Here is a 23,500-nt window from a genome sequence, read left to right on the forward strand (position 1 = left end):
CACCGATCTACCCGAGGCGTGCCATCCAGCCGTGGGTGTCGGCGAAGGTGCCACGCTGAATCCCGGTCAACGTGTCGCGCAACGCCATCGTCACCTCGCCGGGCTGGCCGTCGGCGATGGTGAACTCGGTGTCGCCGTACTTCACGGTCGACACGGGAGTGATGACGGCGGCGGTGCCGCAGGCGAATACCTCGGTGATCTCGCCGGCCGCGGCCTTCTTCTGCCATTCGTCGATATCGATCTTGCGTTCCTCGATGGCGAACCCGGCGTCAATGGCCAGCTGCAGCAAGGAGTTTCGGGTGATGCCGGGCAGCAGCGAGCCGGACAGCTCCGGCGTGACCAGCCGCGCCGAACCGCCGCTGCCGAACACGAAGAAGAGATTCATTCCGCCCATCTCTTCGACGAAACGCCGCTCGACCGCGTCCAGCCACACCACTTGGTCGCAGTCATGCTCGGCGGATTCGGCCTGAGCCAGCAGCGAGGCCGCATAGTTGCCGCCGAACTTGGCCGCTCCCGTCCCGCCGGGGCTGGCCCGCACGTACTCCGTGGACACCCAAACGGTGACCGGGCTGATGCCACCCTTGAAATAGGCGCCGGCCGGCGAGGCGATCAACAGGTAGCGGTAGCGCTTGGACGGACGCACCCCCAATCCGGGCTCGGTGGCGATCACGAACGGCCGCAGGTACAACGCCTCCTCGCCGCCGGTGGCCGGAACCCACGCGTTGTCGACCGCGATGAGCTGGCGCAGCGATTCCATGAACAGTTGTTCCGGCAGCTCCGGGATCGCCAGCCGGCGCGCCGAGGACCGCAGGCGGGCGGCGTTGGCCTCGGCGCGGAACGACACGATCGAGCCGTCGGCCCAGCGATACGCCTTGAGCCCCTCGAAGATCTCCTGCGCGTAGTGCAGCACGATCGCCGACGGGTCCAGCTCGATCGGCCCGTAGGGGATGACGCGCGCGTTGTGCCAACCTTCGCCGGCCTGGTCGTAGTCGATCGACACCATGTGATCGGTGAAGTACTTGCCGAAACCGGGCTCGGCCAGGATGGTTTCGCGTTCAGCATCGGTTGCCGGGTTTGCCGAGCGCGAAACCGTGAACTCGAGGGAGCCACTGGTCATTGGCTGATTGTATATCCGTCTATCGAATCGGATTTCGCCCGCGCAAGCGGCACCGCTAGCGGGTTTTCACCGCGACGAAGGGCGGCCGCACGACTTCGCATGCGGCGCGACGACCCCGGACGTCGACGGTGATCTCCTGGCCGTCCTGGACTCCGGCATCGGTGTCGATGAGTGCCAGCGCGATCCCGGCCTGCAGTGTCGGGGAGAACGTGCCCGAGGTGGTGATACCCACCGGGGTGTCGCCGGCGAGCACCGTCAGCCCGGCGCGCAGCACGCCCCGGCCCACCATCCGCAGCCCGCGCAGCAGCCGCGCCGGACCCGTCTCCTTCTCGGCCAGCAGGGCGTCCCGGCCGAAGAACGCTTCCTTCTTCCAGCCGATCGCCCAGCCGCAGCGGGCCTGCAGCGGGGAAATGTCGGGTGCGAGTTCGTGGCCGTGCAGCGGATAACCCATCTCGGTGCGCAGGGTGTCGCGCGCGCCCAGGCCGGCCGGCTCGCCGCCGGCCGCGCTGACCGCCGCGGCCAGGGCGTCGAACACCACACCGGCGGAGTCCCACGGCGGCAGCAGCTCGTAGCCGTGCTCGCCGGTGTAGCCGGTGCGGCAGACCCGCACCGGTACGCCGGAGAACGACGTGTCCGCGTACGCCATGTAATCCATGTCGCTGGGCAGGCCCAGCTCGTCGAGCACGTCGGGCGATCGCGGTCCCTGCACGGCCAGCACGGCATACGCGCGGTGCTGGTCGGTGATGGTCAGCCCGCTGCCGGCGGCGGCCTGCAGTGCGGCGACGACGGCGGCGGTGTTGGCGGCGTTGGGCACCAGAAAGATCTCGTCGTCGTCGACGTAGTAGGCGATCAGATCGTCGATGACGCCGCCGGATTCGTTGCAGCACAACGTGTATTGCGCCTTGCCCGGCCCGATGCGATTCAGGTCGTTGGTGAGCGCGGCGTTGACGAACGCCGCCGCCCCCGCGCCGCGGACCGATGCCTTGCCCAGGTGGCTGACATCGAAGAGGCCGACCGTGTTGCGGGTCGCGTTGTGCTCGCTGACGGTGCCGGCATAGGACACCGGCATGAGCCAGCCCCCGAACTCGGCGAAGCTCGCGCCCATATCCCTATGACGGTCTTCCAGCGGTCCGTGCTGCAGCTCGCTCACGGCGTCCAACCTAATCCGCTCCGATGCTGGCACACTTGGGCAGGTGTCCGAGTCGTATGACTTCGACGAGCTTGAGGCCGCCGGGATCGCAAACCCGCGCGAACGCGCCGACCTGATCAAGTACCTGGACGACCTCGGCTTCACGGTCGACGACATGGTCGAAGCCGAACGGCGCGGCCGGCTGTTCGGGCTTGCCGGTGATGTCCTGGCCTGGTCGGGCCGCCCGACCTATACGGTCCACGCCGCGGCCGAAAAACTCGGCATATCGGCCGAAGAGGTGGCGCACGCGTGGGCTTTGCTCGGCCTGACGGTCGCCGGCCCCGACGTTCCCGTGCTCAGCGACGCCGACGTCGACGCCCTGTCGACCTGGGTCGCGCTCAAGGTGGTGGTGGGTGAGGATGGCGCGCACGGCATGCTGCGGGTCCTCGGCGCCGCGATGGCCCGGCTCGCAGAGGCCGAGTCGACGGCGATCCGCGCGGGGACGCCGGACATCCAGATGACCCACACCCACGACGAGCTCGCGACGGCCCAGGCCTACCGTGCGGTCGCGGAGTTCGTCCCCCGGATCGGCCCACTGATCGACGTCGTGCACCGCCACCACCTCACCGGTGCCCGAACCCATTTCGAGGGCGTCCTTCGCGACACCTCGGCGAGCGTGGTGTGCGGGATCGGTTTCGCCGACCTCTCCGGCTTCACCGTGCTCACCAACGCGCTTACGCCCGCGCAGTTGTCGGACCTACTCAACGAGTTCGCCGGAACCGTCTCCGACGTGGTCCTCCGCGATGGCGGCCGGGTGGTGAAGTTCATCGGCGACGAGGTGATGTGGGTGAGCGCCTCGCCCCAGCAGCTCGTCAGGGCGGCGGTCGATCTCGTCGACCACCCGCGGGCGCGCCAGGAGGGTCTGCAGGTGCGTGCCGGCCTTGCCTACGGCAGCGTCCTGGCCATCAACGGCGACTACTTCGGCGGCCCCGTCAACCTGGCGGCGCGACTCGTGGCGGCCGCGAGTCCGGGACAGGTTCTCGCCGACTCGGCGCTGCACGACGAGTTGCCGGACTGGCCCGCGGATGCGTACGGCCCGTTGATGCTCAAAGGATTTGACGACCCCGTGCCGGCTTTCGATCTGTGGCTCCGGACGCCACCGAGCTAAGGCCGCTCCGCGGTGACTAGGGTGATTACGCGTGAGTACCGAACCCGGATATCAGGCCCCTGCCGTCACCGTCGCCTCCTCGCTGCCACGGCGCGCCGCCGCATCCACCGTGCTGATCGTGCCGGTCGTCTCGACCGGTGAGGACGACAAGCCGGGCGCGGCCGTTGCGGCGGCCGAGCCGTTCCTGTCGTCCGGAGCGGTGGCTGAGATCGAATCGGGCCTGCGGGCGCTGGAGGCCACCGGGGCCGCCGAGCAGGTGCACCGGCTGGTGGTGCCGTCGCTGCCGGTGTCCAGCGTGCTGACGGTTGGCCTGAGCAAACCGCGGTCCGAGTGGCCGGCCGACACGATCCGTCGCGCCGCCGGTGTGGCCGCGCGGTCGCTCGGCAAGACCGAGGCGGTGATCACCACGCTTGCCGAACTGCCCGGTGCGGGCGTCGTTTCGGCCACCGTCGAGGGCCTGATCCTGGGCAGCTACCGGTTCACCGAATTCCGCAGCGACAAGACGGCCCCCAAAGACCAGGGGCTGGGCAAAATCACGGTGCTGGCCACGGCCAAGGACGCCAAGGACGATGCCGCCCACGCCGCCGCCGTGGCGACCGCCGTCGCCACCGCGCGCGACTTCGTCAACACCCCGCCCAGCCACCTGTTCCCCGCCGAATTCGCCAGGCGTGCAAAAGCTTTGGGCGAATCCGTCGGTCTCGAGGTGGAAGTGCTGGACGACAAGGCGCTGCAGAAAGGCGGCTATGGGGGCATCATCGGCGTCGGGCAGGGCTCGTCGCGTCCGCCACGGCTGGTGCGCCTGACGCACCGCGGTTCGAAGCTGGCCAAAGCGAAGAAGGGCAAGGCTATAAAGCGAGTCGCGCTGGTCGGCAAGGGCGTCACGTTCGACACCGGCGGCATCTCGATCAAGCCGGCGCTGGGGATGCACCACATGACCTCGGACATGGGCGGTGCGGCCGCCGTGATCGCGACCGTCGCACTGGCCGCGCAGCGCAAGCTTCCGATCGACGTGATCGCCACCGTGCCGATGGCCGAGAACATGCCGTCGGCGACGGCGCAACGCCCGGGCGACGTGCTGACGCAGTACGGCGGGATCACGGTCGAGGTGCAGAACACCGACGCCGAGGGCCGGCTCATCCTGGCCGACGCCATCGTGCGGGCGTGCGAGGACAACCCCGATTACCTGATCGAGACGTCCACGCTGACCGGCGCGCAGACGGTGGCGCTGGGCGCCCGTATCCCGGGTGTGATGGGCAGCGACGAGTTCCGCGACCGCGTCGCGTCGATCTCGCAGCAGGTCGGCGAAAACGGCTGGCCGATGCCGCTGCCCGACGAACTCAAGGAAGACCTGAAGTCCACGGTCGCCGACCTGTCGAACATCAGCGGGCAACGCTTTGCCGGCATGCTGGTGGCCGGGGTGTTTTTGCGTGAATTCGTCGCCGACGGCGTGAGCTGGGCGCACATCGACGTGGCCGGACCGGCCTACAACACCGGGAGCCCGTGGGGCTACTCACCCAAGGGCTCCACCGGCGTGCCGACGCGGACCATGTTCGCGGTGCTCGAGGACATCTGCGAAAAGGGCTAGTAAACGGCTAGCGAATCAGCCGTTTGATCACTGCTCCGCCCAACTTGCGGCGCGGCCAGCCGGTCGCGCCGTCGGCGGCCAGCGCGGCATTCGCCGCGTTACGGCCGCACGCCCCATGCACCGAGCCGCCCGGCGTCGCCGACGCGCTGCCCAAATAGAGCCGCTCGACCGGTGTTTCGGCTCGGCCCATGCCGGGCGCGGGGCGGAACACCAACATCTGTTGCAACTGCGCCGTTCCGCCGTTGAGCGCCCCGAGATGCAGGTTGGCGTCGGCGGCCTCGAGATCCGACGGCCGCTGCACGAACCGGTCGATCACCGCCGAACCGAAGCCAGGCGCATGCTCTTCGATGACCCGGTCCACCGCCGTGGCCAGCCGGTCCGCGGAAGCGTCGTCGGACACGTTCCTCGGCAAATGCGTATAGGCCCAAACACTTTCGGTGCCGGTCGGCGATCTGCTGGGATCCGCGGTGGTGGTCTGGCCCAACAACATGAACGGATGCTCCGGTACGACGCGGGTGTTCAAGTCGGCCATCCAGCGGACCAGCCCGTCGCCGTCGGCTCCCAGGTGGACCGTGCCCACGGACCGCAGATTTTCGGCTCGCCACGGAACCGGTGTTGCCAGCGCGTAATTGACTTTCACCACCGGCGGATCCCACTCGTAGTGCTGGAGGTCGCGACGCAGTGCCGGCGGCACCGCATCCGCGGGCAGCATGTCGCAGAACAAGCGCGGGGCCGTCACGTCGGCCACCACCGCGCGGCGGGCAGCCACCGATCGCCCCTGCGCGGTGGTCACGCCGACCGCCCGGCCACCACGCACCTGGATGCGAGAAACGTTCTGATCGCATTCGATTCGCGCTCCCGCCGAGCAGGCGCGTTTCACCAGAGCCGCGGTGAGTTGGCCCGATCCACCGACCGGCACCGGCCAGCCGTGATCCTGGGCCAGCATCGTCATCAGGAAGCCCATCGCGCCGCTGATCGGTGCGTCCGGGGGCACATCGGCGTGCATTGCGTTGCCTAACAGCAACACTCGCGGTGCCTCGCCCTCAAACAGTTGACTGGCCATGGCATTGGCCGGCTGCACGAGCAGGCGCGCCACTCGGAGCGCTTCGGGCGTTCCGAGTCTGCGCAGCAGCCCGAGCAGCGGACGCACCGGCGGGAAGGGCGCCAGCATGGCGTCGAGCAGTGGGGCCTTGATCTTGTTCCACAGCTCCACCAGCCGCCACCAGTTCTCGCCGTCGGCGGGCGTTCGCCGGGCGAATTCCGCTGCCGTCTGGGCGGCATCGTGATACACGATCGGCGGGTCGTCGTCCGCGGCACTGCGCGGATGACCGACCACCGTGGGCGCATGCGACCATCGCAACCCATGATCCTCCAAGTGCAGCGCCGTCATCGCCGGAGAAGCCACCGTCATCGGGTAGTAGGAGCTGAACAGGTCGGTGATGTAACCCGGCGTCAGCTCGGCGCTGCGTACCGCTCCACCCGGTTCGGGCTGGGCTTCCAGCACCAGCACGTCCCAACCCGCGTCGGCGAGCATCGCGGCCGCCACCAGCCCGTGGTGTCCCGCCCCGATCACGACGGCATCGGCGCTGTCGCCCACGGTCACTTCACCTGGCTCGGCTCCAGGCGTTCCGACAAAGCCGCCAGCCGCCACAGGCACTCTTTATTGCGCGGATAGGCCGCCGCCAGGGCGATCGAATCGGGAACGGCTCCCATCGGCCCTTCGGCGGGCACCTCGATCATCTCGATGCGGCAGCCCTGCGGAATCTCGTGCAGCAGCATGGTGATTCGCGCGGCACCCAGCGGACCGAGCCGGGCAAGCAACACCAGCTTGTGCGGCGGTTCGCTCTCCTCCACGATCGTCGCGTCATTGATCACCAGCGGCCAAATCCCGATCGAGTGCCTGATCGAGGAACCCGGCTCCGGCCAATTCGGATCGACGGCTCGCATGCGGCTGTTGCCCACCACCCACTGGGTGTAGGTCCAACCCTGGGCAAGCACCTCCCACACCCGCTCACACGACTCGGGCACCTCGCGCGTTGCAGTGATCACCTCAGAAAACCCTCCCTGTCTCGGCTACCGCGGCGGATACCCGGCAATCGAGGGGTTATTCGGCTTCAACCTCGGGTTTACCGGTGGTTGACTGGGGATAATCTCCTAGCGGTCGAATTCCTCGACGACGAAAGGCGAAAGCATGACGGTGCGACGGTTGGTCATCGGTGTCGGCGCTGTGCTCCTGTTGGCCGGAGTCATCGGACTGCTGGCGCCGGTGTCGGTTTCCGACAGCAACGGCCATTCCGTCGGATGCGGAAACGCCGTGGCGACGGACCTTTCCGCGGCCAGAAGCGCCGACAACAGCAATGGGGCCAATATCCCCATTCTGAACCAGATAATCCCGCACACCGACTATGTCGCACAGTGCCAGTCGTCGGTGGGCAGCAGGCGTGCGTGGGCGATACCGCTGGCCGTGCTGGGGGTCATCGCGATCGGCGCGACCTTGTTGACGGGACGTCGCGGGGCGAAACCGGGCGTTTAACCCGCCTCAGATCACCCGCATCCGCGCGGCGTTGCGCAGCCCCTGCGGCGCCAGGCGCGAAAGGCCGTACAGCGCATAGGCTTCCGGTGCCACCGGGCGAATCGGCTTCTTTTTCTTGACCGAAGACAGGATCGCGTTGGCGACCTTCTCGGGGCCGTAGTGGCGCAGCGCAAACATCTTGCCCAACTGCCCGCGGCGGCCGTCGACATCGTCGGATTGCTTACCCGCGGGCGCGTCGAATCGGGTGGTGTTGATGATGTTGGTGTCGATGACGCCCGGGCAGATCGTGGTCAGGCCCACCCCGGCGGCGTCGAGTTCGGCCCGCAGGCAGTCGGAGAACATGTACGTTGCCGCCTTCGACGTGCAGTAGGCGTTCAGCGACTGCAGCGGGGCGTAGGCCGCCATCGACGACACGTTGACGATGTATCCGCCGGTGCCGCGTTCCACCATCCGCCGGGCGAACGACCGGCAGCCGTTGACCACACCGCCGAGGTTGACGTCGAGCACCCGGTCGAACTGCTCGGCCGGGGTGTCCAAAAATCCGCCCGCGTGCCCGATGCCGGCGTTGTTGACCACGATGTCCGGCACGCCGTGCTCCGTGCTGACCCGCTCGGCGAACGACTCCACCGCCTGCGCGTCGGAAACGTCAAGCACATAGGCGTGGGCGACGCCGCCGCGGGTGGCGACCTCGGCCGCGGTGGCCTTGACGGCGGCTTCGTCGATGTCGCTGATCACCAGCTCGGCGCCTTCGCGGGCAAAGGCGAATGCGGTCTCGCGGCCGATTCCGCTGCCCGCTCCGGTGACCGACACCAGGGTGTCGCCGAACGACCCACGGGGGCGCCCCACCTGCGCGCGCAGCAGCGCGCGGCTGGGTTGCCCGCCCTCGGCATGGTCGGCGAACTCGCGCACCGCCGCCGCCATCACTTGGGGATGCGACATCGGCGAGAAGTGACCGGCCTGGATATCGCGGCGCCACAGCCGCGGCACGAAGCGCGGGGTGTGGTCGTAACCGTAGGGCCGCACGTACTTGTCTTTGGTGTTGACGATGAGCTGAACCGGTACATCGATGACCGCGACGCCCTGCTTACGGCCGGAGAATGATCGAAAGTAGTTGGCGGGGTATGTCTTTACCGACTGCGCGGCATCCCTCGCCAGTTTCTCGGAGTGGTGGATCTGCTCGACGGGGATGTTGTCGACCGCGTTGCGCCGCAACGCCGGGACGGACATGGCGAGCCGGAGGAACAACGGCGCGAGCACCGGGATCGAGAAGAAGATCATGTAGGTCAGCCGCAACGCCTGGCTGATCGCCCGGACGAAAGTGCGCGGCTTCCAGGGCGCCCGCAGGCCGCTGAAGATGTAATCGACAAGCTGGTCCTGAGCGGGGCCGGACACCGACGTAAACGTGGCAACCCGGTCATTGGCGCCGGGACGCTTCAGGTAGTGCCACACCCCCACCGAGCCCCAGTCGTGAGCCAGCACGTGCACGGGCCGGCCCGGGCTGAGCTCGCCGGTCACCGCCGCGAAGTCATCGGCGAAGCGGTCCATGGTGTAGGCGGACACCGGCTTGGGCACCGATGACATGCCTACGCCGCGGTTGTCGTAGCGGAGGATCCGGAACCGCTCCGCCAGCAGCGGGACGACCCCGTCCCACAGCACATGCGAGTCCGGGAAGCCGTGCACGAGCACGACGGTGGGGCCCTCGGGGTTGCCCTCTTCGTAGACCGCGATGCGGGCGCCGTCGGCGCTGTCGACGAAATGCTGGGGTACTTGCTGTGATGGCGGCATCGGGACCTCCCCCTCTGGCTGTGGTGGCCACACCGTAGCAAGCGTGATGGTCGTCACCCGCCCAGCGCGGGGTATCCGCCCTGGATGTGTGCCGACGAGGGTGCAGTGACAGGATAGTTTTGAATTGCTACTTCGCCTTCCGCAAGCGAGCTGATCGACCCGCCCCGACCCACGAGCGATCGAGGAGTCAGAAACGATGGCCTTCTCCGTCCAGATGCCGGCACTCGGTGAGAGCGTCACCGAGGGGACGGTCACCCGCTGGCTCAAGCAGGAAGGCGACACGGTCGAACTCGACGAACCGCTCGTCGAGGTGTCCACTGACAAGGTCGACACCGAAATCCCGTCGCCCGCCGCCGGTGTGCTGACCAAGATCGTCGCCCAGGAGGACGACACCGTCGAAGTCGGCGGAGAACTCGCCGTCATCGGCGACGCCTCCGAGGGTGGCGGGGCGGGTGGCGACTCGCAGCCGGCCGCGCCGAAGCCGAGCGAGCCGGAGCCGCAGGCGCAGCCCGCGCCGCCGCCCCAGCCCGAACCACAGCCGGAGCCGCAGCCCCAGGCACAGCCGGAGCCCGCGCCGGCCGAGCAGAGTTCCGGTGGCGGCGACGCGACTCCGGTGTTGATGCCCGAACTCGGCGAGTCCGTGGCCGAGGGCACCGTGACGCGCTGGCTGAAAAAGGTCGGTGATTCGGTCCAGGTCGACGATGCTCTGGTGGAAGTGTCCACCGACAAGGTCGACACCGAGATCCCGTCGCCGGTGGCCGGTGTGCTGATCAGCATCACCGCCGAGGAAGACGCCACCGTGCCCGTCGGTGGCGAGCTGGCGCGCATCGGCACCGGTGCCGAGGCCGCCGCACCCGCGGCGCCCGCCGCTCCCCAGCCCCCGCCCGCGCCCGAACCCAAGCCGCAACCGGCGCCCCAGCCCCAGGCGCAGCCCAAGCCCGAACCCACGCCGGCCCCCGCGCCGCAGCCCCAGCCCGCACCCGAGCCGAAAGCTCAACCGGCGCAGGCTCCCCCGGCGGCTCAGCCGGCAAGCGCTGGGGCCGACGGCACTCCGTACGTGACGCCGCTGGTGCGAAAACTGGCCGCCGAGAACAACATCGACCTCAACTCGGTTACCGGCACCGGGGTGGGCGGTCGCATCCGCAAGCAGGACGTGCTGGCCGCAGCCGAGCAGAAGAAACAGGCCACCCAGGCGCCCGCGCCCGCGCCGGCCCCCGCTGCCGCGGCCCCCAGGGCCGCCGCGGCGCCTACCCCCGCCGCGGCTCTCGCGCACCTGCGGGGCACGACCCAGAAGGCCAGCCGGATCCGCCAGATCACCGCGAACAAAACCCGCGAGTCCCTACAGGCGACCGCTCAACTCACCCAGACCCACGAGGTCGACATGACCAGGCTGGTCGGGTTGCGGGCCAGGGCCAAGGCGGCCTTCGCCGAGCGCGAGGGGGTGAACCTGACCTTCCTGCCGTTCATCGCCCGTGCGGTGATCGACGCGCTGAAGATCCACCCCAACGTGAATGCGAGCTACAACGAGGACACCAAGGAGATCACCTACTACGACGCCGAGCACCTCGGCTTCGCGGTCGACACCGAACAGGGCCTGCTCTCGCCGGTCGTGCACAACGCGGGCGACCTGTCGCTGGCGGGGCTCGCCAGGGCGATCGCCGACATCGCCGCGCGCGCCCGGTCGGGCGACCTGAAGCCCGACGAGCTGTCCGGCGGCACCTTCACCATCACCAACATCGGTAGCCAGGGGGCGCTGTTCGACACCCCGATCCTGGTGCCGCCGCAGGCCGCCATGCTGGGCACCGGCGCGATCGTCAAGCGGCCGCGGGTCGTGGTCGATGAGAGCGGCAACGAATCGATCGGCGTCCGGTCGATCTGCTATCTCCCGCTGACCTATGACCACAGACTCATCGACGGCGCAGACGCCGGCCGCTTCCTGACCACCATCAAGCACCGGCTGGAAGAGGGAGCCTTCGAGGCAGACCTCGGCCTGTAAAGAAGGGCAAGCGAACGTGACTCGCGCTGGTGAGAACGCCGTCGTCGCGATTGCGGGATCGTCCGGCCTGATCGGCTCCGCCCTCACCGCGGCTCTGCGCGCCGCCGATCACCGGGTGCTGCGCATCGTGCGCCGGGCCCCGGCGAACGCCGACGAGCTGCACTGGAATCCCGAGACCGGCGACCTCGATCCGGACACGCTCGGAGACGTCGATGCCGTCGTCAACCTGTGCGGCGTCAACATCGGCAAGCGGCGGTGGTCGGGCGCCTTCAAGCAGAGTCTGCGCGACAGCCGCATCGCCCCCACCGAAGTCTTGGCGCATGCCGTTGCCGACGCGGGTGTGGCCACCATGGTCAACGCCAGCGCGGTGGGCTTCTACGGCAACACGAAAGACCGCGTTGTCGACGAAAACGACCGTGCCGGAGCGGGTTTCCTGGCGAGACTGTGCGAAGACTGGGAGGCCGCGACGCTGCCCGCGCAGTACGGCGGCGCCCGGGTGGTGCTGGCCCGCACCGGGCTGGTGTTCTCCTCCGCCGGTGGCGTCCTGGGCCGGTTGCGACCCCTGTTCCGCACCGGCCTGGGCGCACGGCTGGGCAGCGGGCGGCAGTACATGTCGTGGATCACGCTCGAAGACGAAGTGCGCGCGCTGTTGTTCGCGATTTTCGAGCCCGAGCTGACCGGTCCGGTCAACATGACCGGGCCCGCTCCGGTCACCAACGCCGAGTTCACCACCGCGTTCGGGCGCGCGGTCAACCGTCCAACCCCGTTGATGGTGCCCGGTTTTGCCATCCGTGCCGCGTTGGGCGAGTTCGCCGACGAGGGCCTGCTGACGGGGCAGCGCGCTATCCCGTCCGCGCTGGAGCGTGCCGGTTTCGTCTTCCACCACAACACCATTGGCGAGGCGCTCGCCTACGCGACCGCCCGGCGCGACCACGACTAGTTGTGATCGCGCCGCCCGGATTGTGTCCGGCCGGCCCGGGCCGAGTACCGTCGCGAGCGTGATCGATTCCATCCGATCCAGCCAGGCCTTGATCGACGTCCGCCGGCTCGGCATCGTCGACTACCGCGTGGCCTGGCAGCAGCAGCGCGACCTGGCCGACGCACGGGTGGCCGGCGGCAACGACACGCTGCTGCTGCTGGAGCACCCCGCGGTTTACACCGCGGGCCGGCGCACCGAGCCGCACGAACGGCCGGTGGATGGCACACCCGTCGTCGACACCGACCGCGGCGGCAAGATCACCTGGCACGGTCCGGGCCAGCTCGTCGGGTATCCGATCATCGGCCTGGCCGAACCGCTCGACGTGGTCGACTACGTGCGGCGCCTGGAAGAGGCGCTGATCAAGGTCTGCGCCGATCTGGGCGTGGACGCGGTCCGGGTGCCGGGCCGGTCCGGGGTGTGGGTGTCGGGCGGCGAGGGCCGGCCCGACCGCAAGGTTGCCGCGATCGGCGTGCGGGTGTCGCGGGCGACCACCCTGCACGGGTTCGCCCTCAACTGCGACTGCGACCTGGACGCCTTCAGCGCGATCGTGCCGTGCGGCATCACCGACGCGGGAGTGACGTCGCTGTCGGCCGAACTGCGCCGCCCGGTGTCGGTCGAGGATGTCCAGACGGCGGTCGGCGACGCCGTGTGCGACGCCCTGGATGGGGTGCTGCCGGTCCGTGACCACCCCGCCGCCCGCGTAGCATCGGCGATGTGACTGTCGCACCGGAGGGACGCAAACTGCTGCGCCTGGAAGTGCGCAACGCCGAGACCCCGATCGAGCGCAAACCGCCGTGGATCAGGGTGCGGGCCCGGATGGGGCCGGAGTACACCCAGCTCAAGAGCCTGGTCCGGCGCGAAGGGCTGCACACGGTGTGCGAGGAGGCGGGCTGCCCCAACATCTTCGAATGCTGGGAGGACCGGGAGGCCACCTTCCTGATCGGTGGTGATCAGTGCACCCGCCGTTGCGACTTCTGTCAGATCGACACCGGCAAGCCCGCCGAACTCGATCGCGACGAGCCCCGGAGGGTCGCCGACAGCGTGCGTACGATGGGCCTGCGCTACGCCACCGTCACCGGCGTGGCCCGCGACGACCTGCCCGACGGCGGAGCCTGGCTGTACGCCGAGACCGTGCGCGCCATCAAGGAACTGAACCCGTCGACCGGCGTCGAGCTGTTGATCCCCGACTTCAACGGCGAGCCCACCCGGCTGGCCGAGGTGTTCGGGTCGCGCCCGGAAGTGTTGGCGCACAACGTCGAAACCGTGCCGCGCATCTTCAAACGGATCCGGCCCGCCTTCACCTACCGGCGCAGCCTCGACGTGCTGACCGCGGCGCGCGACTTCGGCCTGGTCACCAAGAGCAACCTCATCCTCGGCATGGGCGAGACCCCGCACGAGGTGCGCACCGCCCTCGCCGACCTGCACGACGCCGGCTGCGACATCATCACCATCACTCAGTATCTGCGTCCGTCGGCGCGTCACCACCCCGTCGTGCGCTGGGTGAAGCCGGAGGAATTCGCCGAGTTCGCGCAGCACGCCGAACAGCTGGGCTTCGCCGGGGTGCTGGCCGGGCCGCTGGTGCGCTCGTCCTACCGCGCGGGGCGGCTCTACGAGCAAGCCGCCCGCAGCCGCGCTGACGACGCCGCGGCACGGTAGCGGCGTCGGCCGCTCGCGGCCCTACGTATTCTTTGACTATGGCTAAACCCCGCAATGCCGCTGAGAACAAGGCAGCCCGAGCGCAGGCGCAGGCTGCCCGCAAGGCCGCCGCGCGGGAGCGCCGCACCCAGTTGTGGCAGGCGTTCAACATTCAGCGCCAAGAGGACAAGCGCCTCCTGCCCTACATGGTCGGCGTCTTCGTGCTGATCGTCGGCATCTCGGTAGGGGTCGGCATCTGGGCCGGCGGGCTGACGATGATCACCTTGATTCCGCTCGGCGTGGTGCTGGGCGGCCTGGTTGCCTTCATCGTGTTCGGTCGCCGCGCCCAAAAGTCGGTCTACCGCAAAGCCGAAGGCCAAACCGGAGCCGCCGCATGGGCTTTGGACAACCTGCGGGGCAAGTGGCGGGTGACCCCCGGCGTGGCCGCGACGGGCCACTTCGATGCCGTCCACCGGGTGATCGGCCGGCCCGGCGTGATCCTGGTCGGCGAGGGAACGGCGACCCGGGTGCGGCCGCTGGTGGCGCAGGAGAAGAAGCGCACCGCCAGGCTGATCGGCGACGTGCCGATCTACGACATCATCGTCGGCAACGGCGCGGACGAGGTGCCGCTGGCCAAGCTGGAGCGCCACCTCACCAAGCTGCCGGCCAACATCACCGTCAAGCAGATGGACACGCTGGAGTCGCGGTTGGCCGCGCTGGGGTCGAGAGCGGGCGCCGCCGTCCTGCCCAAGGGGCCGCTGCCCAACTCGGGCAAGATGCGAGGCGTGCAGCGCACGGTCCGTCGCAAATAGCTCGCAGCCTTCAGGTCAGCGGCGATCGCAAGCGCCCCGTATGGGGGCGAAGCGGGTCGCCGCCACGGGTCACCGTCGGACCACGGCCGTCGCGGTCAGGCGATCCTGCAGGCCGCGGCCGTCGAAGTCGGTGAACAACGCCGGGACGACCGTCCCCACCAGTACTCCCCGCACCACCGCGCGGCCCAGGCCGACCGGTCCGCGGCCGTCCACCGTCACCACCTGCAGGCGCAGCGCCAGCTGGCCGGGGGTGAACCCGAACAATCGCAAGAAGACCACACCCAGCACGAACCAGATCACCAAGACCGCGGTGGCCAGCACCGGCTGGGAGAACAGGCCGAAGCGCATGGCCAACCCGGCCAGACCGTACGCGATCAGCCAGTCGATCATCAGCGCACCCAGCCGCCGGCCCATCGGCGCCAGCGACCCCGGCCCGTTTTCGGGAAATCCGAGCTTTTCACCGGGATATGCGGATCGAGATTCCGCCATCATCGGCGGGGACCGGCGTCCGAATGCCCGACCGGAAGGGCGGGATAACGAGGGCACACAGTGCGCGCGGCCACCGGAAAAGATACGATCTTGCGATCCATGGCCCCACAATAGAACCCGCCGCCGACGCGGCCACTTTTAGCGTGTGGCATGGTCACGTAACGTGCGCGCAACATCGGGTTGACTGACGGGCAACATCTGCTCCATAGCGTCAGGCCGCGGATCTCACCAAGTAAAGGAGCATTCTGTGACGGAAACGACGCCCGACGACGTCTTCAAGCTCGCCAAGGACGAAAACGTCGAATTTGTCGACGTCCGGTTCTGTGACCTGCCCGGCATCATGCAGCACTTCACAATTCCGATTTCATTCTTCGACGAGAGCGTTTTTGAGGACGGCTTAGCCTTCGACGGCTCGTCGATTCGCGGATTCCAGTCCATTCACGAATCCGACATGCTGCTGCTCCCGGATCCCGCGACCGCGCAGATCGACCTGTTCCGCGAAGCCAAGACGCTGAATCTGAACTTCTTCGTGCACGACCCCTTCACCCTCGAGCCGTACTCGCGCGACCCGCGCAACATCGCCCGTAAGGCCGAGAACTATCTGATCAGCACCGGCGTGGCCGACACCGCCTACTTCGGCGCCGAGGCGGAGTTCTACATCTTCGACTCGGTGAGCTTCGACTCGCGCACCAACGGCTCGTTCTACGAGATCGACGCGATCGCGGGCTGGTGGAACACGGGTTCGCCGAACGAGCTCGACGGCAGCCCCAACCGCGGCTACAAGGTGCGCCCCAAGGGTGGCTACTTCCCCGTCGCCCCCGTGGACCACTACGTCGACCTGCGCGACAAGATGCTGTCCAACCTGATCACCGCCGGCTTCAGCCTGGAGAAGGGGCACCACGAGGTGGGCACCGGCGGCCAGGCCGAGATCAACTACAAGTTCAACACGCTGCTGCACGCGGCCGATGACATGATGCTCTACAAGTACATCGTCAAGAACACGGCCTGGCAGAACGGCAAGACCGTCACGTTCATGCCCAAGCCGCTGTTCGGTGACAACGGCTCCGGCATGCACTGCCATCAGTCGCTGTGGAAGGACGGCAGCCCGCTGATGTACGACGAGACCGGGTATGCCGGCCTGTCGGACACCGCCCGCCACTACATCGGCGGCCTGCTGCACCACGCGCCGTCGCTGCTGGCGTTCACCAACCCCACGGTGAACTCCTACAAGCGCCTGGTGCCGGGTTACGAGGCGCCGATCAACCTGGTCTACAGCCAGCGCAACCGGTCGGCGTGTGTCCGTATCCCGATCACCGGCAGCAACCCGAAGGCCAAGCGGCTCGAGTTCCGTTGCCCCGACTCGTCGGGCAACCCGTACCTGGCGTTCTCGGCCATGCTGATGGCCGGCCTGGACGGCATCAAGAACAAGATCGAGCCGCAGGCCCCGGTCGACAAGGACCTCTACGAGCTGCCGCCCGAAGAGGCCGCCAACATCCCGCAGGCGCCCACGCAGCTCTCCGCGGTGATCGACCGGCTGGAAGAAGACCACGAATACCTCACCGAGGGCGGCGTGTTCACGCCCGACCTTATCGAGACGTGGATCAATTTCAAGCGCGAGAACGAGATCCTGCCGGTCCAAATCCGGCCGCACCCTTACGAATTCGCGCTGTATTACGACGTGTAAGCCGGCTCGAGCGCCGCTCGGCGGCGCAGCTGCCGCAAGAGCGAAAACTCAACCCCGCGAAACGATGACGCTCGCTTGGATGATCAAGCGGGCGTCATCGTTTACTAGTCGGGAGCCCGGCGGTCTGCGGCCGCCGGGCGTCGAGCCTCGCCGGCGTTCGGCTCAGCGCGTCAGCAATGGTTCGTCATTGATGCAGAGCGGATTTGAGCCACGCCCGACGGGGCGATGTTGGGAATGATGTCCCAGAAAATGAACGGGTATTCCGAACCTTCCCACGCCATGTTCATCCCATCGTGCTTGGGCACCGACCCGCCAACCGGGTTGCCATAGCCGTCGTAGAACTGGATTCCCCGGATGATCCAGACGTCACCGTCAGACGAGGTTCTGGTGGTTGCCCGGAAAAAGACTTGAGCGTCTGGATACAGGTACACGGTGGCGTCCGATAGCCAGCAGTGACCTGCATGTATCGGATTCCAGCTCATCCAGCGGATCCAGCCGGGGGGAGGATCTTGGATCCAGAATCGGACGCCCGGCTTGGTGTACTTCTGGCGAAGCGCCGTACCGAGTTCCTTTTCGGGCGGATCGGCGACGGGTTCGACGGCATAGGGGCTGGGCACCGAGCGGAAGGACGCTACCGCTACGTCGTCGTGGTCCTTGCGAATTCTTTTCTCAGTCGTGGTGGTCATGGTTGTTCCTTCGTTTGGGGATCCCATTGGCGGATCGCCTCACCTGGTGATCGTTCCCCGGAGTCGGGGCCATGACATGGGTAGCGCGCTACCTGAATTTGCCCGCATCGCTACTAAGGCACTATGTGAGCGGCCGCGTCTTCAAAGGTGACGCGTCACTCTGTGCGCTTTCTCTAACAACGAAAAAGCTACGCCTTCGCGACCTCTCGAACGGGAGTGCAGCGGGTCAACTCGCAGCGTTCGTCCAGCAGCGAATCTGCCACGTCTATCGACGGAAGCGGACCGCCCCGTTCCCGAGCCGCATGGCGCAGCGCCGCAACGGCTCGCAGTTCGGCGTCGATAATCCTGAGATCACGCCCCATTGCTGCGGTTTACCCGCCTACCGATGCGTTAATCGCACTTGTTGAGTCCGGCCCAATGGCAACGACCATTCGAACTATCGTTTTGCCTCCGGGGCCAGCCGAAGCGGTGCATCCTGTTTACGCCGCGGGGTCTTTGCAGCGTCGCTTTCGCTTATTAGTTGCTCGGCGACCACGCACATCTGCGTCCGTGTTTCGCGCGACATACTGCGAAGCACTTTGAAGGCTTGCGTGGCATCGAGATCGAAGCGGTTCATGATGATGTCTAGGGCCTGCTCGATGAGTTCACCAGGCGAGAGCTGACTCGCATTGCAATCGTCGGTCATTCTGCTTTCCCAATCTGTCCGAAGCCGCCCGGTCATTTGAAAAGCCAGCTTCGGCCCTTCGTCCAATTATGCGCCGGTTTTTCGCGGCGCGTGGGGTAACTCCGGTCAGCGACCGGGGTTACCCTTGACGCCCGCAATCCTTCTTGATGGGCTCCGACGGCCATGCGCAGGCGTCGATATCGGTGGTGCTACCGAAACCACCTCCGCTGAACACTCCGAAAGCGTTGCCGTTGCTGGCCGTGTAGGTGGCCCCGCCGCTCCCGGTTCCGCCACTGGTGCTGTCGACGATCAACGTCCACTTCATGCCCAGAAGCGCGGTCTTGTAAGCGCTCATGACATCGGCCGGCGATCCGTTGACGTAGAAGTGCAGGTGAATGCCGTTGTCGTGGACGGGATCAGGACCGTCGGTCCTGTTGGTGTTGGGCGGCGTCGGTATCAGCGACCGCAGGTCCGCTCCGGCGGCGGTGGTCGTCGTCGCTTGCGACACGGTGGTCGTCACGACCTTGGTGGACGTCCCGCTCGTGGTCGTCGAGGTGCCCGACCGCGGCGAGCCACCGCACGCCGTCGCGAGCAAGCCGACGGCCGCCGCGACGGCATAAATGTTGTGGCGCATGTTCACTCCGTTCGGGGCATGGTTCCCCGAAAGATAAACCCTGGCGGACCCCCGCGGCGTGTCTTTGCCGCTGTTCGTGTGTCGCGACCGCTAGCCGTCGAGCGCGAGGTCCTTGCGGAAGCGCTGCATGCCGTCGATCTTGTCGTCCAGGTCGGCGTCGGGCCCGGCGTAGAACATCCACGGCATGGTGATGATGCCGGTGATGCCCGCGTCCTCGACCCGCCGATAGTCGGCCGTGGTGAACGCGTCGGTCAGCGGCGTCAGGATGGTGAAATCGTCCATGCTCAAACCGTTTTCGGCGCGCATCTCCCGAAGCCTCCCGACCGAGTCGATGGCCCGCTCGGACTTGATCAAATCGCCGATCCAGCCGTCGTTGCGGGCGGCGCGGCGCAGCGCGATGTCCGACAGGCCGCCGACGTACACCGGTATCGGCGGCGGAGTGGGCTGCATCTCCAGTCGCGGCGCCTGATAAAACCGGCCCTCGAACTCCGTCCAGCCCGGGGCCCACAGTGCCCGCATCAGCTCGATGATCTCGTCCGTGCGGTTGCCGCGCGCCTCGAAACGCTCACCCATCAAAGCGAATTCCTCGCGGCACCACCCCACGCCGATACCGAGCTCCACCCGGCCGGAAGCCAAAACCGCCGCAGTGCCAATGGCTTTCGCCGCCGAAAACGGGTTGCGCATCGCGGGGATGTAGACGGTGTTGACGAACCGCAACCGCGTGGTGACCTGGGCCAGCGCCCCGACGAGAACCCAGGGATCGGGCCAGTCGGTAAAGGGCTGCCAGCGCCGTTCCCCGTCTTTGGTGTACGGATACGGGGTGTCCAGAGTCTCCAGATTGACGACGTGGTCGGGGATGCCGATCCCGTCATAGCCCAGCTCGTCGGCGGCCTTGGCGAGCTCGATGATTTCCCGGGTGTTCAGAAAGGCGCTGCTGATATAGAACTTCACCGCGTCTCCTGCGCCCAGGCCGGCTCGATGAAGACGCCCTCGGCCTCGACGGTGACACCGGCGGCATCCGAAATCGTGCCGCGCGCAAAGACTTTGCGGCCCTCTTTGCCGTCCACCCACGCCTCACAGCGAAGCGGGCCCAGCGGTGTACCGCGCAGATACTTCACCGTGATGGTCCCGGTGAAGCGCGCCTTTGACAGCCCCTCGCTGGCCGCCTCGCCGAGCATGTGGTCGAGCACCAGGGCGCTGACGCCGCCGTGCACCAGTTTGGGCGGGCCCTCGTAGGCCGAGCCCAGGGTGAACTCGCTCCAGCAGCGGCCTTCGCCATCGTGGTGCACGACTACCGGCGGGGCGATGGGATTGCAGAGGCCGATCGCGGCGTTGCCCAACGGCAGCGGGCGGCCGTCGACGCGATAGCTCACCCCGAGCGGGCGGATGCGTTGCCGCAACGATGCGGTGACGGCCTCGATCGCGCTCCTGGCCTCGGCGACCACCTCGTCGTCCGCGTCGGTTCGGATGGTGGCGTCGACGAGCTCGCGGACCGCATCGGCCAACGGAGCGTACAGCGCGGTGACGCGATCGGCCTCCGCCGCGCTGAGCACCTCGAATACGGCGTCCAACGCGCCGGCCTCCTGACTCAACTTCCAAACACCTTGCGCACCACCGCTTTTGCTCGTCGCGTTACCCGTAGATAGTTGTCCAGGAATTCGCCGCCCTCGTCGGTCGGCCAGCCCGCGGCCACGGCGACCGCGTTGAGCTGGCGGCCGGGCCCGGGCAGCTGGTCGGTGGGCTTACCGCGGACGAGCACCAGCGCATTACGCGCCCGGGTCGCCGTCAGCCAGGCCTGCCTCAACAGCTCCACCTCATCGGCGGGCACCAGGTCGGCCGCGGCGATCGCGTCGAGGCACTGCAGCGTCGACGTGTTGTGCAGCGCGGGAATCTCGTGAGCGTGCCGAAGTTGCAGCAGCTGCACGGTCCACTCCACGTCGGCCAGTCCCCCGCGTCCCAGCTTGGTGTGAGTGTTGGGGTCCGCGCCGCGCGGCAACCGCTCGGAATCGACACGGGCCTTGATCCGCCGGATCTCCTGCATCGCCTCGACGGACACCCCGTCCGACGGGTACCGCGTCTTGTCGGCCATCAGCAGGAACCGCTGTCCCAGCTCCGCGTCGCCGGCCACCGAGTGTGCCCGCAGCAGCGCCTGGATCTCCCACGGCTGCGCCCACTGCTCGTAGTAGGCGGCGTACGAAGCCAGGGTGCGCACCAGCGGACCCTGGCGTCCCTCGGGTCGCAGGTTGGCGTCGACCTCCAGCGGCGGGTCGACGCTGGGCGTCCCCAGCAGCGCCCGCACCTGCTCGGCGACACCCGTCGCCCAGCGCACCGCGGCGGAATCCTCGACACCGGACGCGGGTTCGCAAACGAACATGACGTCGGCGTCGGACCCGTAACCCAACTCGGCGCCGCCCAGCCGGCCCATGCCGATGACCGCGATCGCCGCCGGTGCCCTTCCGTTCACGGGCAGATTCGCCCGGATCATCGCTTCCAGCGCGGCCTGCAGCACCGCCACCCACACCGAGGTCAGTGCGCCGCACACGTCGATGACCTCGAGCATGCCGAGCAGGTCGGCGGATGCGATGCGGGCCAACTCGCGACGCCGCAGCGTGCGCGCCCCGGCGATCGCCCGCACCGGGTCGGAGTAACGGCCGGCCGATGCGATCAGCGCGCGGGCCACTGCGGCGGGTTCGGTCTCAAGCAGCCTCGGGCCGGACGGCCCGTCGCTGTAATCCTGAATGACCCGCGGCGCGCGCATCAGCAGGTCCGGCACGTATGCCGAGGTTCCCAGCACGTGCATGAGCCGGCGGGCCACCGCGGGCTTGTCACGCAGCGTGGCCAGATACCAGCTTTCCCCGGACAGCGCCTCGGACAGTCGCCGGTAGGCCAGCAGCCCGCCGTCGGGATCGGGCGAGTACGACATCCAGTTCAGCAGCCGGGGCAGCAGAACCGACTGCACCCGACCACGCCGCCCGCTCTGATTGACCAGCGCCGACATATGTTTCAGCGCTGTCTGCGGGCCCTCGTAACCCAACGCCGCCAGCTGGCGCTCGGCGGCTTCGGAGGTCATGCCGCGGGCGATGTCCAGCCCGGCCGGGCCGATCGATTCGAGAAGCGGCTGATAGAAGAGCTTGGCGTGCAGCTGGGACACTCGCAGGTTCTGGTGTCGCAGCTCCTCGCGCAGCACCCCGGCCGCGTCGTGACGCCCGTCCGGCCGGATGTGGGCCGCCCGCGCCAGCCAGCGCACCGCCTCCTCGTCTTCGGCCTCGGGCAGCAAGTGGGTGCGCTTGAGCCGCTGCAGCTGCAACCGGTGCTCGAGGAGCCGGAGGAACTCGTAGGACGCGGTGAGGTTGGCCGCGTCCTCGCGTCCGATATAGCCGCCGTGGCCGAGCGCGGCCAGCGCGTCCACCGTCGACGCCACGTGCAGCGAGTCGTCGTCGCGGCCATGCACCAGCTGCAGCAGTTGCACGGCGAATTCCACGTCGCGCAACCCGCCGCTGCCGAGCTTGATCTCGCGGCCGCGGACCTCGGCCGGCACGAGTTGTTCGACACGGCGGCGCATGGCCTGGACCTCGACCACGAAATCCTCACGCTCGCAGGCGACCCAGACCATCGGCATCAGCGCGTCCAGGTAGCGCTGGCCGAGCTCCGCGTCGCCCACCGCCGCACGGGCTTTCAGCAGCGCCTGGAACTCCCATGTCTTCGCCCAGCGCTGGTAGTAGGCGACGTGCGACTCGACCGTGCGGACCAGTTCACCGCTGCGCCCCTCGGGCCGCAGGCCGGCATCGACCTGGAAGAACGCCTCGGAGGCCAGCCGCATCATCTCGCCGGCCACCCGGGTGGTGACCGCGTCGGCCTGCTCGCCGACGAAGATGACGTCGACGTCGCTGACGTAGTTCAGTTCGCGGGCACCGCATTTGCCCATCGCGATGACCGCCAGCCGCGGCGGCGTCCGGTCGCCGCACACGCTGTTCTCGGCCACCCGCAGCGCGGCGGCCAGCGCGGCGTCGGCGAGGTCCGACAGGTGCGCCGACACCACGGTGAACGGCACCACCGGTTCGTCCTCGACCGTCGCGGCCAAATCCAGCGCGGCCAGCACCAGCAGCTGGTCGCGGTACAGCGTGCGCAACCGCACCATCGCCGAGCCCGGTGCCGCCAGCGATTCGTCGACGCATGCGGTGAACTTGCCGCACAACTCGTCGTGGGTGGGGAGTCTGACGTTGCCGCGCAGGAGTTTCCAGGACTCGGCCTGGGCGATCAGGTGATCGCCCAGGGCCAGCGACGAGCCGAGCACGCCGAACAACCGACCGCGGAGCGGGCGTTCGACGAGCAGAGCGGCGTTGAGCTGATCCCATCCGGTATCGGGGTTCTCCGACAACCGGACCAAGGCGAGCAGCGCGGCGTCGGGATCCGCCGCGCGCGACAGCGACCACAGCAGGTCGACGTGGGCTTGATCGTCGTGCTCGTACCAACCCAGCTGCGCCATGCGTTCGGCCGCTTGCGGATCGACCAACCCGAGCCGGCCGACGCTGGGCAGCCTGGGGCGCTGCGTCGCGGGTTTGGTCACGACCACGACCGTAGCGCAACCGGCCGAGCTTCTCCCT

The 23,500-nt window shown here is 68.1% G+C and carries 21 protein-coding genes; 9 read left to right on the forward strand and 12 right to left on the reverse strand.

From position 1 onward, the window contains the following. Positions 1 to 7 precede the first annotated feature (7 nt). Complete coding sequence (locus AC5Y4H_RS20645; protein ID WP_499984515.1) at positions 8 to 1,117, reverse strand: branched-chain amino acid aminotransferase; 1,110 nt, start codon at positions 1,115 to 1,117, stop codon at positions 8 to 10. A gap of 55 nt (positions 1,118 to 1,172) precedes the next feature. Then, positions 1,173 to 2,276, reverse strand: a complete 1,104-nt coding sequence (gene gcvT / locus AC5Y4H_RS20650) for a glycine cleavage system aminomethyltransferase GcvT (protein WP_499984516.1) — start codon at positions 2,274 to 2,276, stop codon at positions 1,173 to 1,175. A gap of 34 nt (positions 2,277 to 2,310) precedes the next feature. On the opposite strand from gcvT, the gene AC5Y4H_RS20655 reads away from it, so the two are divergent. After that, on the forward strand, positions 2,311 to 3,414 hold the full coding sequence (locus tag AC5Y4H_RS20655; protein ID WP_499984518.1) for an adenylate/guanylate cyclase domain-containing protein: 1,104 nt from the start codon (positions 2,311 to 2,313) through the stop codon (positions 3,412 to 3,414). A gap of 31 nt (positions 3,415 to 3,445) precedes the next feature. Then, positions 3,446 to 4,999, forward strand: coding sequence for a leucyl aminopeptidase (locus tag AC5Y4H_RS20660; RefSeq protein WP_499984521.1), 1,554 nt, complete (start codon positions 3,446 to 3,448; stop codon positions 4,997 to 4,999). Between the two features lie 7 nt (positions 5,000 to 5,006). Here AC5Y4H_RS20660 and AC5Y4H_RS20665 read toward each other — a convergent pair whose 3' ends face one another. Then, positions 5,007 to 6,602 (reverse strand): phytoene desaturase family protein, encoded by a 1,596-nt coding sequence (locus AC5Y4H_RS20665; protein WP_499984523.1) that lies wholly within the window; start codon positions 6,600 to 6,602, stop codon positions 5,007 to 5,009. Further along, positions 6,599 to 7,048: an SRPBCC family protein gene (locus AC5Y4H_RS20670; RefSeq protein WP_499984527.1), complete on the reverse strand. Its 450-nt coding sequence runs from the start codon at positions 7,046 to 7,048 to the stop codon at positions 6,599 to 6,601. The genes AC5Y4H_RS20665 and AC5Y4H_RS20670 overlap by 4 nt, the downstream gene beginning before the upstream one ends. Positions 7,049 to 7,190: 142 nt before the next feature. Here AC5Y4H_RS20670 and AC5Y4H_RS20675 point away from each other — a divergent pair, with 142 nt between their 5' ends. Beyond that, complete coding sequence (locus AC5Y4H_RS20675; protein ID WP_499984529.1) at positions 7,191 to 7,532, forward strand: aminopeptidase; 342 nt, start codon at positions 7,191 to 7,193, stop codon at positions 7,530 to 7,532. Between the two features lie 6 nt (positions 7,533 to 7,538). Here AC5Y4H_RS20675 and AC5Y4H_RS20680 read toward each other — a convergent pair whose 3' ends face one another. Further along, the gene (locus tag AC5Y4H_RS20680; protein WP_499984531.1) at positions 7,539 to 9,317 is read right to left on the reverse strand and encodes an SDR family oxidoreductase; all 1,779 of its coding nucleotides are present in this window, start codon (positions 9,315 to 9,317) and stop codon (positions 7,539 to 7,541) included. A gap of 196 nt (positions 9,318 to 9,513) precedes the next feature. Between AC5Y4H_RS20680 and sucB the strand changes: the two genes are divergently transcribed. From sucB to AC5Y4H_RS20705, 5 genes are read left to right on the forward strand one after another with little or no spacing between them, the layout of a single operon-like run. Beyond that, positions 9,514 to 11,313 carry a 2-oxoglutarate dehydrogenase, E2 component, dihydrolipoamide succinyltransferase gene (sucB, locus tag AC5Y4H_RS20685; RefSeq protein ID WP_499984533.1) on the forward strand — a complete coding sequence of 600 codons (1,800 nt, stop codon included), beginning with the start codon at positions 9,514 to 9,516 and terminating at the stop codon, positions 11,311 to 11,313. Between the two features lie 16 nt (positions 11,314 to 11,329). Next, positions 11,330 to 12,253, forward strand: coding sequence for a TIGR01777 family oxidoreductase (locus AC5Y4H_RS20690; RefSeq protein ID WP_499984535.1), 924 nt, complete (start codon positions 11,330 to 11,332; stop codon positions 12,251 to 12,253). 58 nt (positions 12,254 to 12,311) lie between these two features. Continuing rightward, positions 12,312 to 13,010: a lipoyl(octanoyl) transferase LipB gene (lipB, locus tag AC5Y4H_RS20695; RefSeq protein ID WP_499984537.1), complete on the forward strand. Its 699-nt coding sequence runs from the start codon at positions 12,312 to 12,314 to the stop codon at positions 13,008 to 13,010. Beyond that, positions 13,007 to 13,948, forward strand: a complete 942-nt coding sequence (gene lipA, locus AC5Y4H_RS20700) for a lipoyl synthase (protein ID WP_499984539.1) — start codon at positions 13,007 to 13,009, stop codon at positions 13,946 to 13,948. Before lipB ends, lipA begins: the two co-directional genes overlap by 4 nt. Before the next feature lie 38 nt (positions 13,949 to 13,986). Further along, the gene (locus AC5Y4H_RS20705; RefSeq protein WP_499984540.1) at positions 13,987 to 14,739 is read left to right on the forward strand and encodes a DUF4191 domain-containing protein; all 753 of its coding nucleotides are present in this window, start codon (positions 13,987 to 13,989) and stop codon (positions 14,737 to 14,739) included. Positions 14,740 to 14,808: 69 nt separating this feature from the next. On the opposite strand, the gene AC5Y4H_RS20710 is transcribed toward AC5Y4H_RS20705, so the two are convergent. Further along, complete coding sequence (locus AC5Y4H_RS20710) at positions 14,809 to 15,231, reverse strand: RDD family protein (protein WP_499984542.1); 423 nt, start codon at positions 15,229 to 15,231, stop codon at positions 14,809 to 14,811. Between the two features lie 244 nt (positions 15,232 to 15,475). Between AC5Y4H_RS20710 and glnA the strand changes: the two genes are divergently transcribed. Beyond that, positions 15,476 to 16,912, forward strand: a complete 1,437-nt coding sequence (gene glnA, locus AC5Y4H_RS20715; protein ID WP_064949989.1) for a type I glutamate--ammonia ligase — start codon at positions 15,476 to 15,478, stop codon at positions 16,910 to 16,912. Positions 16,913 to 17,082: 170 nt separating this feature from the next. On the opposite strand, the gene AC5Y4H_RS20720 is transcribed toward glnA, so the two are convergent. The 6 genes from AC5Y4H_RS20720 to AC5Y4H_RS20745 all read right to left on the reverse strand — a co-directional run bounded on the left by AC5Y4H_RS20720 (position 17,083) and on the right by AC5Y4H_RS20745 (position 23,469). Beyond that, complete coding sequence (locus tag AC5Y4H_RS20720) at positions 17,083 to 17,598, reverse strand: DUF6294 family protein (RefSeq protein WP_499984544.1); 516 nt, start codon at positions 17,596 to 17,598, stop codon at positions 17,083 to 17,085. A 436-nt stretch (positions 17,599 to 18,034) separates the two neighbouring features. Continuing rightward, the gene (locus AC5Y4H_RS20725) at positions 18,035 to 18,283 is read right to left on the reverse strand and encodes an ANTAR domain-containing protein (protein ID WP_499984546.1); all 249 of its coding nucleotides are present in this window, start codon (positions 18,281 to 18,283) and stop codon (positions 18,035 to 18,037) included. A 118-nt stretch (positions 18,284 to 18,401) separates the two neighbouring features. Beyond that, positions 18,402 to 18,896: a hypothetical protein gene (locus tag AC5Y4H_RS20730; protein WP_499984548.1), complete on the reverse strand. Its 495-nt coding sequence runs from the start codon at positions 18,894 to 18,896 to the stop codon at positions 18,402 to 18,404. A gap of 90 nt (positions 18,897 to 18,986) precedes the next feature. Next, entirely contained in the window at positions 18,987 to 19,847 is an 861-nt protein-coding gene (locus tag AC5Y4H_RS20735) for a TIGR03619 family F420-dependent LLM class oxidoreductase (protein WP_499984549.1), read from the reverse strand. Beyond that, the gene (locus AC5Y4H_RS20740; protein ID WP_499984551.1) at positions 19,844 to 20,488 is read right to left on the reverse strand and encodes a PaaI family thioesterase; all 645 of its coding nucleotides are present in this window, start codon (positions 20,486 to 20,488) and stop codon (positions 19,844 to 19,846) included. Before AC5Y4H_RS20740 ends, AC5Y4H_RS20735 begins: the two co-directional genes overlap by 4 nt. Next, entirely contained in the window at positions 20,485 to 23,469 is a 2,985-nt protein-coding gene (locus AC5Y4H_RS20745) for a bifunctional [glutamine synthetase] adenylyltransferase/[glutamine synthetase]-adenylyl-L-tyrosine phosphorylase (RefSeq protein ID WP_499984554.1), read from the reverse strand. The genes AC5Y4H_RS20740 and AC5Y4H_RS20745 overlap by 4 nt, the downstream gene beginning before the upstream one ends. Positions 23,470 to 23,500: the final 31 nt, after the last annotated feature.

The organism is Mycobacterium sp. NGS58, from assembly GCF_059812385.1.